The following is a 15508-nucleotide window of genomic DNA, read 5'->3' on the forward strand; positions in this document are numbered from 1 at the left end:
GACAGGTTCCTCCCCCAGGTTCACGGTTGGCTTTGATGACAATCGGTGCAGCCGGTCGGGCCGCCGATCGCCTCGTGGCAGGAGAGGCAGTTCAGGTGGTAAGCCCCCTGCAATCCGACAATATCGATATGATAGCGAGTCGAGTTTGCCTTCTGTTCGATAAGCTCTACGGCAAACGGTTGTACCGGGTGGCAGGTCGCACAGGACACCGACTCGGCCTCGTCGCCAGCCTGGTGACAGGCGGCGCAGACGGGGTCGGACGGGGCCTCGCCGGTGGTGTGGTGATGGCACTCGCTACATGCCGCGTAGTCGGCGTGAAGTGCGTGATCGAAGGCCACTTCACCGTAGCGGTCACCGAGCCGATCAAGGTCCAGGTAGTCGGACGGATCTGTGGCACTGCCGGTGCGGGCAGCGGTAAGGATGAAAACTATGCCGAGCAGCATGAGCATACCCGGGAACAGATGGTCGTGACGCTTATTCATGGCCGGCTCCTTGCTTGCTGGGGACAATGTCCCATTTCTTGTGATGCTGCTCATGCTCGTTGAGATAGCAGCGGTGAATGATGTCTACCTCTTCACTGTCCAGCGTTTCATGGACCAATAACGCTTCGGCGAGCATGTGCAGAAGGGCACTGTTGTTGGAGAGCACCTCTTTGGCACTTTGATAGCAGGAAAGGACGATCTTTCTGATTTCCATATCGATCTCCCGCCGGGTCTCCTCGCTGCGTTGCCAGCTGATGTCGCCCGGATCGCCGGTTATCTGATCAGTCAGGTCGCTGCAGGCCAGCGGGCCGATATGGCTGCTCATGCCGAAGGTGCAGACGAGGCGGTAAGCAATCCGACTGATCGACTGGAGGTCGTTGCTCGCGCCGGTGGTCAGCGTGCCGAAGATAATTTCTTCGGCCAGCCTGCCGCCGAGCAGGATCTTGATCTTGTTGACCAGATAGTCCTGAGAATAGGTGAGATGCTCGTCGAACGGCAGTTGCTGGGTCAGGCCGAGCGCCTGGCCGCGTGGAATAATGGTTATTTTGTGCAGTGGATCGGTCTGAGGCAGCAGGATGGCAAGGACTGCGTGCCCGGCCTCGTGGTAGGCGGTGAGTCGGCGTGCCTTTTCGCTGATCACCGCGTTTTTCCTCTCCAGCCCCATGATGATCTTATCCTTGGCCTCTTCAAAATCGCTCAGGTCGATCAATGATTTTCCTTTGCGAGCGGCCAACAGTGCCGCTTCGTTTACCAGATTGGCGATTTCCGCGCCGCTGAATCCCGGTGTTCCCTTGGCAACCACCTTGAAGTCGACGTTGCCGCCGACGGCCACCTTGCGGCTGTGTACCGCGAAGATTTTTTCCCTGCCCCTGATATCCGGCAGCGTCAGGGTTATACGCCGATCGAAGCGTCCCGGCCGGAGCAGTGCCGAATCGAGAATATCGGGACGGTTGGTCGCGGCAACGACGATCACCGTCTCGTGGGAGGTAAAGCCATCCATTTCGACGAGCAGCGCGTTTAGCGTCTGTTCCCGTTCGTCGTTGGAGCCGCTGCGGAATTGACCTGCCCGTTTGCCACCGATGGCATCAATCTCGTCGATGAAGATGATGCACGGCGCGTTCTTTTTGGCTTCGCCAAACAGGTCGCGAACCCGGGAGGCCCCGAGTCCGGCGAACATTTCGACAAAGTCGGAACCGCCGAGGGAGTAGAAGGGTACCGATGCCTCACCGGCAATGGCCTTGGCCAGCAAGGTTTTGCCGGTTCCCGGCGGGCCCTGGAGCAGTACGCCTTTGGGAATGCGGCCACCGAGCGCGCCAAATTTTACCGGCTCCTTGAGAAAGGCGGTGATCTCCATGATCTCCTCCCGGGCCTCTGAGATTCCGGCCACATCGTCAAACGAGACCCTGGTCAACTGGTTGCGGTTTTGTTTGTAGGTTTTATTGCGGGCAAACTGGAGCGACTGATTGTTTCGCTTGCGGCTCAGGATCATCCAGCCGCCGAGAATCAGCAGTACCAGCAACATCTCCCTGAAAAAGGCGCTGCTCTGGGGTGATGGTTTGGTGGTGATGTCCACCCGGTGGCGGCGCAGCAGGGGCATCAGTGAGGAGATGTCGGGCGAATAGGTGGTGAACTGGCGGCTCTGCTTGTCGGTGCCGGTGATCACTCCATCCTTGATGGTCACATCGCTGATGTCACCCTGTTCCAGGTCGTCGAGAAAGGCGCTGTACGAGCGTTCAGGCAGGCGGGTGCTGATATGGTAGATATTGAATCCGATAAAGATGAGGATGGCTGCCAGGATCAAAGCCAGTAGTCCGCGCACCGGAAGGTTCATGGTAAACCTCCGGCGAGCAGCGGCTCGCCGGGGACCGGCTGCCGGATGTCGCCATCGATGAGCAACACGGCTTCGACGAGACGGTCGAAAATCAGGCGTCGGTTGGCCGACAGAGCACTATTGTTACGGAAACAGAACTCATCGAGATGTTCCTGGAGGCGGCCCGGCGAACATTTCGGACCCTGTTGCTGACGAAAGCGTGCACAACAACGGTCGATCACTTCCCGGGCGCGTTCCTGGCTGGTGCATCCGGTTTCGACCAGGTAGAGTCGATTCGGTCGGGAGGACAGAGCGAAGAGGGGGCGGTCCGGGGCGAGGAGAGTGCTGCCCGGTTCGGTGGTATTTTCGATGAACGCGACCAACAACTGCGGGGTCGGTATCGCGCAGTGAGCCAGGTGGAGTCGGCCGGTCATCCTGTTTTTCGGCTCCACCTCGACGACGGCCAGCAGGGCGCGCCCCTGCGTCTCGTCGCTGTCGAAGTTGATGAAACCGCAGTCCACTTCGATCGTTCCCGAGCACCGCTGCCGATCCGCATCCCTCATCGCTCGTCTCAGCGTCTTCAGCCAACTCCAGGCCGTCTGATAGCTTTTCAGGCCGAGGTGTCGTTGCAGTGTCTTGCCGGTCAGCTGTTGCGGCAGCGCACTGAGCCACCAGAGCCCTTGCAGCCAGAGGGAAAGTGGCTTTTTCGTGCCGTGCAGCAGTGTGCCGGTGGTGATCGAGGTGGTTTTGCCGCAATATCGGCAGGTGACCCGGGCCGCCGGCGACCGTCGGCCACCGCTGCGGCCACAGGCGGGGCAGATAAATTCTTGCGGCCAGCGAAGCAGGAAGAGGTGGTTGGTGCACCACGTTTCATCGCGCAACAGTGCTGACCACCGGTTCTGGTCATCCAGCAGGGGCGTAGCCTGTTGCATCGGTTCCCTCCGTCGTATCTGGCCGTTGAGGACTCAGCAGCTTTATCATTGACTGTGCATAATCGATGCCGAATCTCAACCGACAGCGGGCCAAGTCTCAATCAACGGCGGACCAAGTCTCAATAGATAGCGGAGGACAGGTTTCAACCTGTCCTCCGCTATCTATTGATCTATTGTCCTCCGCTATCTGCTGCCTTCCGCTATCTGCCGCTATAGTCCAGCAGGCCACAGTCCCCCGTAAGCCACAGTCCTTTGCTATGCACTGCCCTCGGCAAACCATCACTGAGCCCCGTCTGACCCTTTCGGTGCAGCCTGCGGCATGGCCAACAACCCTGCCGGTTGTGGCGAGGCTATCGGTGTGGTTCCCCCGTAAAGGGACAATAAACGACCTTCGAACCACATTTGTGTGGCAGGAAACCACAAAAGTGTGGCAACAGAAGTGTTGCAACAAGTGTTGCAACAAGTATTGTCGCGGCTGGTTATTCGAGGGAGAACGTCGAGAGATCGATGTCGTATTCTTTGATCTTGCGATATAGCGTCGAACGGTCGATGCCGAGCAATCGGGCGGCCTTGGCCTTGTTGCCGCCGCACTTGTTGAGCGTGCCGAGGATTCTTAGAGCTACTGAATCGAGTCTGCCGATGGGCTGTTCGATCGATCGCGCTGGTTCCTGGTCCTTGAAATGGTTTTTCATGTCGATATGATCGACCGGTTTTGTCAGATCCTGTGGCAAGTCTTTGGTGGTTATCGTTACCCCTTCACAGAGAACCACCGCCCGCTCGATCAAATGCTCCAATTCCCGGACGTTGCCCGGCCAGTGATGGCCGGTCAACGCCTTGATCGCGTCATCGGACAGGCCGTTGATCGGTTTGTGTAATTTCTCCGAGAACTTTTTGATGAAATGACCGGCTAGCAGGAGGATATCGCCATTTCGTTTACGTAGCGGCGGCAGAGGAATGTCGATAACTCGCAGGCGGAAGTAGAGGTCTTCGCGAAAGGTTCCCTGCTGCACCTTCTCCCGAAGATCGACATTGGTGGCGGTGATCACCCTGGTATCGACGGTCATCGGGGTGTCGCTGCCCACCGGATAAAATGTCCGCTCCTGCAGGAAACGCAGCAAGCGCAACTGGGTCATTGCCGAGATCTCACCGATCTCGTCGAGAAACAGGGTGCCGCCGTCGGCCTGCATGATCAGGCCGCGCCGGTCCTTGTCGGCCCCGGTGAACGAGCCTTTTTTATGTCCGAATAGTTCGCTTTCCAGCAGATTTTCCGGGATGGCCGTGCAGTCGACTTTGACCAGCGGCATGGTCCGCCGGTTTGATTCATAATGGAGGGCTTCGGCCGCCAGTTCCTTGCCGGTTCCCGATTCGCCGGTGATCAGGACCGTAGTGTCGACCCGGCCGACGTTTTCGATCATCGTGTAGACCGCCTGCATCACATCGCTGCTGCCGATGAAGCGGTGAAAGCTGCTTCGTCGACTGCGCTGCTGTTCGCCACAGACGGACATGTCGCGAATGACGATGACGGCGCCATGTCCGTGAGCCCCGCCCTCTGCGAACGGTGATGTGCAGATGCTTAATATTTTCGGTTTGTTGTCGATGGTGTTGCATTCAAACCGATGCTCGACGACGTCTTCTCCGGTCTGCAGGACACGGAGCAGGTCGGTGCGCAGTGTAGAAAATTCGTTGGAGCGGATCGTGGAATTGAGGTTGGTTCCTTCGTCGAAGCCGGGCAGCAGGTTGGCAAACAGCTGGCGGGCGGCAGCGTTGAGGTTGATGATGTTCAGTTCGTCGTCGACGATGACGATGGCATCGGTAACGCTTCTGAAAACCGTGTCGAGCAGCAGCCGGTAGCGTTCTCGCTCCTCTTCCGCCGTTACTTTCAGTCGTTCCAGGTGACGTTGCCTAAGGACCAGTCGTACCGACCGCAGCAGCGCATCCTTGTCGACCGGTTTGACGATGTAGTCGAAAGCGCCGTAGCGTACGGCCTCAGCGGCGGTATCGACGTCGGGATAACCGGTGATGATGATAAAGGGGCTGTCGATACCGTTTTGCCGCGCTTTTTTCAGCAGTTCGATGCCGGATGCGTCACGCAGTACGATATCGGAGATAACCAGGTCGACCGGTGTGGAAGTGAGTGTGGCAAAGGCCTGTTCGAAGTCGCCGGCGGTCAGCACCGGATGGTAGCCTTCCCGGGAGAGAAAGAAATGAAAGGTCTCCCGGAGACTGGCCTCATCATCGACCACCAGAATCGATCCCGTTCTGTTGTGTTGTTCTGCCATAACCGTTCCTCCTTGCCTCATTTCCGGCTGCCGGAATCGTGCAGTATCATGGCAGCCGGCCTCATTGCCGGTCAGGAAAAGGTGCTCTGGTCGCGAAAGACGACCACGGCGCCTTTGATCGTCGAATCTTCGATGATTGGCGTGCTGACGTATTCAACCGGGAAACAGGTGCCGTCCTTGGTCCAGAAAACGTCGTCGGAACTGAAATGGACGATGCCATCCTTGAAAGCCTGGCGGATCGGACAGTGCTCCGGGTCGTGCCGACTGCCGTCGACGTGGCTGTGATGGACTAATTCGTGATGGCTCATGCCGATCATTTCTCCGCGTTTCCAGCCGAGCATCAGCGAGGCGGCGGTGTTGACAAAGGTGAGATTACCATCGGCATCGAGGCCGAAAATGCCCTCGCCGGCCGAATTGAGGATCAGCTCCATCTGCTTCTGCAGTTCCTTGCTCCGCGTTTCAGCCTGCAGCCGCTCGGCAATTTCGCGGTTGAGGGAGGCGTTGACCACGGAGATCTCGAAGGTGCGTTTTTCGATAATCTGTTCCAGGTTGAAGCGGATGTCGGCAAGTTCGGTTTCCCGCTGGCTGAGCGATACCTGCAGGGTCTCGATGCGCTTGCGCAGTGAGGAGATGATCGACAACAGTGCAAACAGCGTCGCGCAGAACAGAGCCGCTGTGGCGGCGGCGGGGCCGATCAGGGTAGTTTCAGGAAGATTGCCGCTGGCCCGGGTGAAGTAGGCGGGTGTAACCAGCAACAGTGTGTAAACGCCGAGGACGAGTCCAACAAGAACAGTGTTTCGATGGTATCGTATCATAGTGTCCCCCCTTCACCGGCGACCACCGGCAGATCGACCTGAACCGATGTGTGCGAGCCGTAGCGGCTCTTGATGCGGAGATAGCCGCCGTTGTCTCTAATCAGGCCATAGCTGATGCTCAGACCGAGGCCGGTGCCCTGGCCATCCGGCTTGGTCGAGAAAAACGGCTCAAAAACCCGTTCAATCAGGCGGTGCTCGATGCCGGAGCCGAAATCCGTTATGGTTGTTCGGACATACGGTGTCCGGCCATGGCGAGTCATCGTTCCCTGGAAGATGATTTTTTTGTTCTGGTGTGCCGAGGGGTATCTCTCGTTGAGAGCATACTTGCTGTTGCTGATGATATTGAGCAGCACTTGCTGCACCTGGGATGCGTTGCAATAGATCAGCGGCAGTGAGTCGTCGAATTCGAATTCGACCTGGATATCATCTTGATACAGCTGATGCTTGACCAGCTCGATGCAGGTGTGCAACAAATCCCGGCAATTGACCGGCTCCGGTTCTTCGACTTTTGGTCTCGAAAAATCAAGTAAATTCTTGACGATACTGGCGACCCGCTTGCTCTGGTCGATGATCCGACCGGCTATCTTTTCGCCGAGTTCATCCAGGGAGAGATCGCGCAGCATTTGGGCGTAATTGAGGATGCCGTTAATCGGGTTGTTGATTTCATGGGCGACGCCGGCGGCCAGTTCACCCAACGAGGCGAGCTGTGCAGCGCGGATCGCCTCCGCCCGGTGACGTTCTTCCTCGGTCATATCGCGAGCGACGAGCAGGGTCATCTCTTCGTTGACCGAGGTGTTCGGGCAGGGGCTGATGGTGAGCAGGTAGTCGCCGTGCAGGCCGCTCAGTTCGGTGTGCAGGATCCGGCTCTTGCCGCTTTTGATAATTGTTTCCAGCGGGCAGATACTCTCGCGCTTGTGACCGCCGTGCAGGATTATGCAGACCGATTGGCCGATGACCTCCTCGCGGCTTCTGCGGGATGCCGAAAAAGTGGCATGGTTGGCGTCGAGGATAGAGCCGTCGCGACTGACAATCAGCGCCGGGTCCTGGATCGTCGTGAAGATATTTTCCCATTTCGCGACGGTGCTGTCGTAGAGGCGGTCGGCGGCCAGCCGGTCGGTGATATCGAGACCGAACAGGACCATGCCGACGGTGCCCCGGTCGATATCGGGTTTGATCGAACTGTGCCAGTCGATGGTGCGCAACGTGCCGTCTTTGGTCAGCAACGGAGCGCGAAAGCTGAGATTGCGGCGGTCGCTTTTCAGCAGGTCGGAAAACAGGTTTTGATAGTGGATGCGGTTTTCCGGCGAAAGCAACACGTCGACCCAGTAGCGGTCGAGCACCTCCTGCTGTTGATAGCCGCTGATCCGTTCGGCTTCGGTATTGAAGCGCAGGATCTTGCCGCAGGGCGTGACCGAGACCATCAGGGCCTGGATGGAATCGATGATTTCGGTGCTGAAGTCACGCTCGTACTGAAGCAACAGGGAAACGTTGTGGGCGTAGAGAGCCAGAGACAGGTCGGTGACGGTGCCGTCGAGAAAGTCGAGTTCCGATTTGGGAAAGCCATTCTGCTCGGAGGAATAGACGGTAATTGTCCCATACACCTGATCGAGATGGGCCAGAGGCCAACAGCCGGCCGAGTGAAACGAGATTTCACCAGGCAGCAGCGGGATATGCAGCGGCGGATCGATGTTTTTCAGGATACGGCGCCGGCGTTTTTCGATGGTAAGCCGGGCCGGGGCAACGATCGGCTCCTCGAGTAACACCTGTTTGCGGAATAGCTCTCGACTGCCGTCCGGTCGTGGCAGCGGCAAAAAGAAGACCAGTGGAACTAATTGTTTTTCCTCAGGGTCGTGTCGTCCCACCCAGCCGCCGCAGAACTCGCTGTTGAGCAGCATGATTTCACCGCAGCGGGCCAGTATCTCGTTGCGGCTCAGGTTTGTCAGATCAGAGTTGCTCAAACGGTTGATGGCCCGCAACACCTTGGTGCGGCGGAGCATCACCTTGTTGGTGTGCGCAGTGCGCTGTGTCTTCGCCGGGGACATCGTCGGTATTCCCACTGTGCCGGTCCGTTTCAGCCACGAAGCTGTGGCAAGCGTTGCCTTCAAAGGGGCACTTGCCTGAGTATACCACACAATTGTGGCAGGCAGTTATCGGATCCCTTTTATGCTATTTTCCATGCAACTTTCGCACCGGCGGGGAAAATAATCAATTGATCGGTGCTGAGCGGTGATACGCTGCTCCGGTTTGTCGCTGTGTTACGCCGGTCGGTGTGGACGGAGCGGTCCGTGGCAGCCCGACCGACAGGCCCGGCTGCCGAACAGGGGCGGTGCCGTGGTGCAGAGGTGTTCAGGAAGGTTTGGGCAGATAGGGGGTTATATCCTTCATGTAGTGGGTCATTACCTTGTAATGATTGCGATTCAGGGCCGACACCGCGCGGGCGCCATCGTCTCCGGGGATCCTGATGATCATCTGGTGAACGCCCGGGTGATTGCGTAGCGGCCAGGTTACCAGGCTCTGGATGTTGATGTCGAGATCCCGCAGGATGGCGCTGACCTCGGCGATAGTGCCGATGCGATCTTGGACCAGAACGCTGATGCGCACCGATTCCTCGTTCATGCCGATGGCCTCGAGCAGGACGTGCATCACGTCGGTGCTGGTGACGATGCCGACCAGTTCGTCGCCGTCCATGACCGGCAGTGAATTGATATTGTTGTCCTTCATGATCAGAGCGGCCCGTTCGATGGTCGTTTCCGGGGTGACGGTGACGATGGTCTTGATCATGATCATCTTAACCAGGATCTTGTCGAGCAGGTAGCCGAGTTCATGGTTGCTCAGCGTGGTCGCCGGCGATGCCCAGTGTTGCCTCAGGTCGCGGTCGGACAGCAGTCCGACCAGTCTGCCCTTGTCGTTGACTACGAGCAAGTGGTCGATTTTCTTCTCTTCGATCAGTTTGCGCGCCTCAACAAGACTCGCTTCCGGTGAGACGGTGATCAGATCGGTATGCATGATCCGGCCGATATACATGGGTATCCTCCTTGTTGATAGTGAGCGGGGGCGAACCGGGCGACAGTGAAGCGGTTGCAGCATCATTATACGGTATCATAGCCGGAAAGCAAACTGCTTTGATAGGTAAAGAACCATGATGAATGAAGATTTCTCTCAGGAGCGGACAGTGGCGGGGAGTGCGTACAAAGCGACAAAAAAAACTTGCCGGAAATCCTGATTTCAGAGTAGTTTCCTAGGTTATTCCAGCAACCGGCCCGTACCGGGTCGATATCTCTTCAGGGGAGCTTGAGAAATCAGGAATTTCGTTCAAGATCGAGGTGCGCAAGAAAATTTTACCACAGGCATATACACGATATTCCTAGGATAAAATTTGATTGCGCAACGAAGATATTGAGCGAAATGACGATTTTTCAGGGTTCCCATTAATCACGACAGGAAGGAGTGGGACAATTCGCTACTCATGACTCAGCGTAACCAAGATACAACGATGTGGCTGTCGGGAAACGAGGCGATAGCACTCGGCGCCTGGGAAGCAGGCGTGCGGGTCGCCTCCGGGTATCCCGGTACGCCGTCGACGGAAATAATGGAGCACCTCTCCGGTTACGACGGGGTGTATACGGAATGGGCGCCGAATGAAAAGGTAGCGCTCGAGGTGGCGATCGGCGCTTCGTTTGCCGGTGGGCGAGCCTTGGCGACCATGAAGCATGTCGGCCTCAATGTTGCCGCCGACCCGCTGTTCACTGCCGCCTATACCGGTGGTCGGGGCGGCCTGGTGATCCTGACCGCCGACGATCCGGATATGCATTCCTCGCAAAACGAGCAAGACAACCGTAATTACGCCCTGGCCGCCAAACTGCCGATGCTCGAACCGAGTGACCCGGCCGAGTCCCGCGATTTTCTCAAGCGGGCCTTTGTCTTGAGTGAGCAGCTCGACACCCCGGTTCTGCTACGGATTACCACCCGGATCGCCCACGTCAAGGGAGTTGTCGCCGGTCCCGGTGAGCGCATTGAGGCGCCGCTGGCGCCCGGAGTCGAGAAGCATCCGGAAAAATTCGTAATGCTGCCTGCCATGGCCCGCCGGCGCCGGCTCTTTGTCGAGGAGCGGATGATGCGGTGCCGAGAACTGGCCGAAAACGATAGCGACAACCGCATCGAGGACGGCGATCGCCGCCGTGGCTTCATCACCTCCGGCGTTTCCTATCTCTATGTCAAGGAGGCCTTCCCGGAGGCCGCCGTGCTCAAGCTCGGCATGTGCTGGCCGCTGCCCGAGCAGAAGATCAGAGAATTTGCTGCTTCGGTGGAGACGCTCTACGTAGTCGAGGAGCTCGATCCATTCCTCGAAACGCAGATCAAGGCAATGGGTATCATCTGCCACGGCAAGGACTTGATTCCCGCCATCGGTGAGCTTAATACGGCGATCGTCCGCAGGGCCATCGACCCCGGGCGCGATACCGCCGAATTGTTCGAGCCGGTGGTGCTGCCGCCGCGGCCGCCGAACATGTGTCCCGGCTGTCCGCACCGCGGCATCTTTTTTAATCTGTCGCGGCTCAAGGTCTTCGTCTCCGGCGATATCGGCTGCTATACTCTCGGTTTTCTGCCGCCGCTCAATGCTCTGGATTCGACCGTCTGCATGGGCGCCTCGATCCCGATGGCGCACGGCATGGTCAAGGCTATCGGCGACGGGGCGCACGACAAAGTGGTGTCGGTCATCGGCGATTCGACGTTTGTCCATTCCGGCATCACCGGTTTGATCAATTCAGTCTACAACGGCTCCGCCGCGACGCTGATCATCCTCGACAACCGCATCACCGCAATGACCGGCCAGCAGCCGAATCCGGCATCGGGCACGTCGATCAAAGGTGAGCCGGCCCAGTCGCTCGACCTTGAGGCGTTGTGCCGGGCCATCGGCGTGAAACACGTCCGGGTGGTCAACCCGCACGAGGTGCCGGAGTGCCGCAAGATCATCAAAGAGGAGGTGGAACGCGACGAGATGTCGGTGATCATCGCCCGAGCCCCCTGTGTCTTGCTGCCGGAGCTGAAGCTGCGCAAGCCGGTCGGCTATTATACCAATATAGACAATTGTGTCGGTTGTACATCCTGCATCCGGCTCGGTTGCCCGGCGATCAGCTGGACACCGTTTGCCGAGGGCGAGGCTGAGGCGAGAGGGTACAAGAAGAGTCAGAAAGGGTATTCGCAGATCGACGAGGTATTGTGTAATGATTGCGGTCAGTGTGCCTCCCTGTGCAAATTCAACGCTATTACCAGGGGGGAGCCGAAATAATGAGCGATAATAAAAACATCCTTTTTTCCGGAGTTGGCGGCCAGGGCATCCTGCTGGCCAGTGAAATCACCGCCTACGCGCTGCTGGCCGTCGGTTTTGACGTGAAAAAAAGCGAAGTGCACGGCATGGCCCAGCGCGGCGGTTCGGTTACGGCGCAATTGCGTTACGGTACCAAGGTCTATTCGCCGCTTATCGATCCCGGCTGCGCCGACATCCAGATGGCCTTCGAGATGATGGAGGCGGTCCGCTACCTGCCGTATCTTCATCAAGGCAGCACCGTGATCGTCAACACCCAGCAGATCCTGCCGCCGTCGGTGGCCACCGGCCAAGCACTCTATCCGGAGAACGTGCTTGACGAATTGCGTTCCCGCGCTATCGAGGTGATTGCCGTCGACGCCTTCACCATCGCCCGTCAGGCCGGCGAGGTACGCACCGCCAACGTGGCTCTGGTCGGCGCCCTGTCGGTGCATCTGCCGGTTGACGAACAGGTATTTCAAGACATCATCGAGAGCCGGGTTCCGGAGCGGTTCCGGGCCGAAAACATGGCGGCCTTCACAGCCGGTCGTCATGCTGGACGCCGACAAGAGCGATGAGCAAAGGAGCGGGTATGGCAAACAACAAAACGACGTATTGGGAAGCGGAGATGGAAACCCTGCCACGGGCCGGTCTCGAGTCGATCCAGCTGCGGCGCCTGCAGCATTTGATTGAGCGGGTCTATCGGACGGTGGAGCCGTATCGCCGGAAAATGGATACGGCCGGCATCAAGCCGGAGGATATTCGGTCTCTAGCCGATCTGGCCCGATTGCCGTTCACCCTGAAAGAGGATCTGCGTGACAACTATCCGTTCGGCATGTTCACCGTGCCGCTTGACGAGGTAGTCAGGGTTCATGCCTCGTCGGGAACGACCGGAAAACCCACCGTGGTCGGCTACACCAAAAAAGATATCGACACCTGGGCCAACCTAATGGCCCGAGCCTTGGCCTGCGCCGGTACGAGCAGCGGTGATATGGTGCACAACGCCTACGGCTACGGCCTGTTCACCGGTGGTCTCGGCGCCCATTATGGTGCGGAAAAGCTTGGCGCAACAGTTATTCCGGTCTCCGGTGGCAATACCAAGCGGCAGATCACCATCATGAAGGACTTCGGTTCGACGGTATTGCTGTCGACCCCGTCCTATGCGTTGAACCTGGCCGAGACGATGGAGGAGATGGGCATCGCTCCGCAGGATCTGGCCCTGCGGGTCGGCATCTTCGGTGCCGAACCGTGGAGCGAGAATATGCGCGAGGAAGTGGAGCGCAAGCTCAATCTGCGGGCAGTCGATATCTATGGGCTTTCAGAGGTGATCGGTCCCGGTGTGGCCATGGAGTGTCTGCAGACCACCAAGGGGATGCATATCTTCGAGGACCATTTCCTGCCGGAGATCATCGACCCGGTCACCGGCGAGGTGCTGCCGCCCGGCGAGCAGGGCGAACTGGTCTTCACCACGCTGACCAAAGAGGCTTTCCCGGTGATCCGTTACCGGACCAAGGATATTTCCAGCCTCTGTTACGACACCTGCGAGTGCGGTCGGACGCTGGTACGCATGGGCAAGGTCACCGGCCGCACCGACGATATGCTGATCATTCGCGGCGTCAACGTCTTCCCGTCGCAGGTCGAGCACGTGCTGATCGGTATCGACGGCGTCGAGCCGCACTACCAGATCATCGTCGAGCGCGATGGTTCGATGGATACGATGACCGTCGAGGTCGAGATCAGCGACAAGGTGTTCAGTGACGAGATCAAGCAGCTCGAACAATTGACCCGACAGATCACCCATGACATCAAGGATATCCTCGGCGTCACCTGCCGCGTCAAGCTCGTAAATCCGCGAGCGATCCAGCGCAGCGAAGGCAAGGCGCAGCGCGTTATCGACAAACGAAAAATCTGAGTTCGGGAGGAGTGACCATGCGCGTTGAGCAGATTGCAGTCTTTCTGGAGAACAAGTCGGGACGACTGGCGGAGATCACCTCGATCCTGGCGGACAACGGTATCAATATCCGCGCTCTGTCGGTGGCCGATACCGCCGATTTCGGTATCCTGCGACTGATTGTCGACAAAGTGGAAGCCGCGGAGCAGGCCTTGCGCGGCGCCGGTTTTACGGTGGGCAAGACCAATGTCATCGCCGTCGAAGTGCCCGATCGTACCGGCGGGCTGGCCATGGTGCTGAAAAGCATCAAAGAGGCTAATCTCAATGTCGAGTATATGTACGCGTTTGTCAACAAGACCGGCGAAAACGCGGTGTTGATCTTTCGTTTCGAAGAGATGGATCGGGCTATTGAAACCTTGCTCAAGGATGGCTTTACGATTCTGGAGAGCCAGCAGATCTATAACCTGTAGGGAACCTGTAGGTTGCACTGGAACCACATTTCCGCCCGAAGAGCAAGCTTGGGCGGATAAACCGTTTCTCAGGGCAGTTGGCAGCATATGATGACGGCGGGCGGCCCGGTTTCGGGTCAACTGACAGTTCGCCGGCAGGCAGAAGAAGACCGGCCTCGACCATCATTGTCGATAGATCGGTCGACACTTCCCGGGAGTGCCCCGGCAGTGAAGTACGGCACGACTGGAGAACAGGGATGAAAGTCGTGCAGTGACCGGGCTGTGCAGGCGGCTTTCAACAGCAAGAGGGGAGAGCAGACATGAAAGCGTGTCGCATGATGATGGTCGTCCTGGCATTGAGCTTGGCCGCGGCCCCGGCTGTAATGGCTGAAACCTTGAAAGTTGGTGCCATCCTGGCGGTTACCGGACCGGCGGCGTTTCTCGGTGGACCGGAATCGCGGACCATCGAGATGCTTGCCGACGAGGTCAATCAGGCCGGCGGCATTAACGGCAAGCAGATCGAACTGATCATTAAGGACTCCGGCGGCAGTCCGGAAAAAGCCATCTCCTTTGCCAAGCAACTGATTGAGGAGGAGCAGGTCGTCGCGGTAATCGGACCATCCACGTCCGGCGAGTCGATGGCCGTCAAGAAGCTCTTCGAAGAGAGTCGTACGCCGCTGCTCTCCTGTGCCGCCGCCGAGGTCATCGTCAACCCGGTGGCCGGCTTCGTTTTCAAGACCCCGCAGAGTGACTCCTTTGCGGTCAGGCGGATCTTCATGACCATGCAGGAGATGGGCATCAGCAGGATTGCGGTGCTGGCCGGCAACACCGGTTTTGGCAAAGCGGGCAAGGAGCAGCTGCAGGCCATCGCCCCGACCATGGGCATCGAGATCGTCGAGGCCGAGGTCTATGACAAGGATGCCAACGACCTGTCCGCCGTAGTTGCCAAGATGAAAGCCAATCCGGACGTGCAGGCGGTGGTCAACTGGTCGATCGTTCCTGCCCAGGCTATTGTCGCCAAGAATATGCGTCAGGCCGGCTGGGACGTGCCGCTTTTTCAGAGTCACGGTTTCGGCAATATCAAGTATGTCGAGTCGGCCGGCGTGGCTGCCGAGGGGATCATCTTTCCGGCCGGCCGTTTGCTGGTGGCCGACAAACTTCCCGCCGATCACCCGCAGAAGCAATTGCTGACCAAGTACAAGGCCGATTACGAAGGGAAATTTCAGGAACAGGCGTCCACCTTCGGCGGTCATGCCTATGATGCCTTTATCATTCTGATGAAAGCGATCGAAAACGGCGGCACGGATCAGCAGTCGATTCGCGACGAGATCGAAAAGATCCAGGGTCTGCCCGGCACCGCCGGCATCTTCAGTTTTTCCGCCACCGATCATAACGGGCTCGATCTCGAATCGTTCGAGATGGTCACCGTCAAGAACGGCGCTTTTGTTCCCTATGAAAAGCAGTAAGCATCGCTGCCGGGCAGGAGAGCTGTCGACCGGACTCCGCCGGATATCTTGGGCCCCGGCGGTCGGGGCTCGCGATGCCCGG

The 15508-nt window shown here is 58.2% G+C and carries 12 protein-coding genes; 5 read left to right on the forward strand and 7 right to left on the reverse strand.

Going from position 1 to position 15508, the window contains the following annotated elements:
- Positions 1 to 20: 20 nt before the first annotated feature.
- From BUC26_RS14725 to BUC26_RS14755, 7 genes are all read right to left on the reverse strand, one after another.
- Positions 21 to 482 carry a cytochrome c3 family protein gene (locus tag BUC26_RS14725; RefSeq protein ID WP_073377333.1) on the reverse strand — a complete coding sequence of 154 codons (462 nt, stop codon included), beginning with the start codon at positions 480 to 482 and terminating at the stop codon, positions 21 to 23.
- A complete protein-coding gene (gene ftsH / locus BUC26_RS14730; protein ID WP_073377335.1) occupies positions 475 to 2313 on the reverse strand; it encodes an ATP-dependent zinc metalloprotease FtsH in 1839 nt (612 codons plus the stop codon). The genes BUC26_RS14725 and ftsH overlap by 8 nt, the downstream gene beginning before the upstream one ends.
- Entirely contained in the window at positions 2310 to 3224 is a 915-nt protein-coding gene (locus BUC26_RS14735; RefSeq protein WP_073377337.1) for a hypothetical protein, read from the reverse strand. Before BUC26_RS14735 ends, ftsH begins: the two co-directional genes overlap by 4 nt.
- 479 nt (positions 3225 to 3703) lie before the next feature.
- Positions 3704 to 5503: a sigma 54-interacting transcriptional regulator gene (locus BUC26_RS14740; RefSeq protein WP_073377338.1), complete on the reverse strand. Its 1800-nt coding sequence runs from the start codon at positions 5501 to 5503 to the stop codon at positions 3704 to 3706.
- 71 nt (positions 5504 to 5574) lie between these two features.
- Positions 5575 to 6318 (reverse strand): PAS domain-containing protein, encoded by a 744-nt coding sequence (locus BUC26_RS14745; protein WP_073377339.1) that lies wholly within the window; start codon positions 6316 to 6318, stop codon positions 5575 to 5577.
- A complete protein-coding gene (locus tag BUC26_RS14750) occupies positions 6315 to 8360 on the reverse strand; it encodes a PAS domain S-box protein (protein ID WP_073377340.1) in 2046 nt (681 codons plus the stop codon). The genes BUC26_RS14745 and BUC26_RS14750 overlap by 4 nt, the downstream gene beginning before the upstream one ends.
- 304 nt (positions 8361 to 8664) lie before the next feature.
- A complete protein-coding gene (locus BUC26_RS14755) occupies positions 8665 to 9342 on the reverse strand; it encodes a CBS and ACT domain-containing protein (protein ID WP_073377342.1) in 678 nt (225 codons plus the stop codon).
- Positions 9343 to 9811: 469 nt separating this feature from the next.
- On the opposite strand from BUC26_RS14755, the gene iorA reads away from it, so the two are divergent.
- The 5 genes from iorA to BUC26_RS14780 all read left to right on the forward strand — a co-directional run bounded on the left by iorA (position 9812) and on the right by BUC26_RS14780 (position 15426).
- Positions 9812 to 11605, forward strand: a complete 1794-nt coding sequence (gene iorA, locus BUC26_RS14760) for an indolepyruvate ferredoxin oxidoreductase subunit alpha (RefSeq protein WP_073377343.1) — start codon at positions 9812 to 9814, stop codon at positions 11603 to 11605.
- Positions 11605 to 12198, forward strand: a complete 594-nt coding sequence (locus BUC26_RS14765; protein ID WP_073377344.1) for an indolepyruvate oxidoreductase subunit beta — start codon at positions 11605 to 11607, stop codon at positions 12196 to 12198. Before iorA ends, BUC26_RS14765 begins: the two co-directional genes overlap by 1 nt.
- 14 nt (positions 12199 to 12212) lie before the next feature.
- Positions 12213 to 13532 carry a phenylacetate--CoA ligase PaaK gene (gene paaK / locus BUC26_RS14770; protein ID WP_073377346.1) on the forward strand — a complete coding sequence of 440 codons (1320 nt, stop codon included), beginning with the start codon at positions 12213 to 12215 and terminating at the stop codon, positions 13530 to 13532.
- 17 nt (positions 13533 to 13549) lie between these two features.
- Positions 13550 to 13981, forward strand: a complete 432-nt coding sequence (locus BUC26_RS14775) for an ACT domain-containing protein (protein ID WP_073377347.1) — start codon at positions 13550 to 13552, stop codon at positions 13979 to 13981.
- 299 nt (positions 13982 to 14280) lie between these two features.
- Positions 14281 to 15426, forward strand: a complete 1146-nt coding sequence (locus BUC26_RS14780) for an ABC transporter substrate-binding protein (protein ID WP_073377348.1) — start codon at positions 14281 to 14283, stop codon at positions 15424 to 15426.
- Positions 15427 to 15508 lie beyond the last annotated feature (82 nt).

It is taken from the genome of Desulfofustis glycolicus DSM 9705 (assembly GCF_900130015.1).
GTDB classification, from domain to species: Bacteria; Desulfobacterota; Desulfobulbia; order Desulfobulbales; family Desulfocapsaceae; genus Desulfofustis; species Desulfofustis glycolicus.

Coding starts and splice junctions, on each gene's coding strand:
- iorA (WP_073377343.1), top strand. CDS start 9,812: ATGTGGCTGTCGGGAAACGAGGCGATAGCACTCGGCGCCTGGGAAGCA.
- BUC26_RS14745 (WP_073377339.1), bottom strand. CDS start 6,318: ATGATACGATACCATCGAAACACTGTTCTTGTTGGACTCGTCCTCGGC.
- BUC26_RS14740 (WP_073377338.1), bottom strand. CDS start 5,503: ATGGCAGAACAACACAACAGAACGGGATCGATTCTGGTGGTCGATGAT.
- BUC26_RS14735 (WP_073377337.1), bottom strand. CDS start 3,224: ATGCAACAGGCTACGCCCCTGCTGGATGACCAGAACCGGTGGTCAGCA.
- BUC26_RS14755 (WP_073377342.1), bottom strand. CDS start 9,342: ATGTATATCGGCCGGATCATGCATACCGATCTGATCACCGTCTCACCG.
- BUC26_RS14775 (WP_073377347.1), top strand. CDS start 13,550: ATGCGCGTTGAGCAGATTGCAGTCTTTCTGGAGAACAAGTCGGGACGA.
- BUC26_RS14725 (WP_073377333.1), bottom strand. CDS start 482: ATGAATAAGCGTCACGACCATCTGTTCCCGGGTATGCTCATGCTGCTC.
- BUC26_RS14765 (WP_073377344.1), top strand. CDS start 11,605: ATGAGCGATAATAAAAACATCCTTTTTTCCGGAGTTGGCGGCCAGGGC.
- paaK (WP_073377346.1), top strand. CDS start 12,213: ATGGCAAACAACAAAACGACGTATTGGGAAGCGGAGATGGAAACCCTG.
- ftsH (WP_073377335.1), bottom strand. CDS start 2,313: ATGAACCTTCCGGTGCGCGGACTACTGGCTTTGATCCTGGCAGCCATC.
- BUC26_RS14780 (WP_073377348.1), top strand. CDS start 14,281: ATGAAAGCGTGTCGCATGATGATGGTCGTCCTGGCATTGAGCTTGGCC.
- BUC26_RS14750 (WP_073377340.1), bottom strand. CDS start 8,360: ATGTCCCCGGCGAAGACACAGCGCACTGCGCACACCAACAAGGTGATG.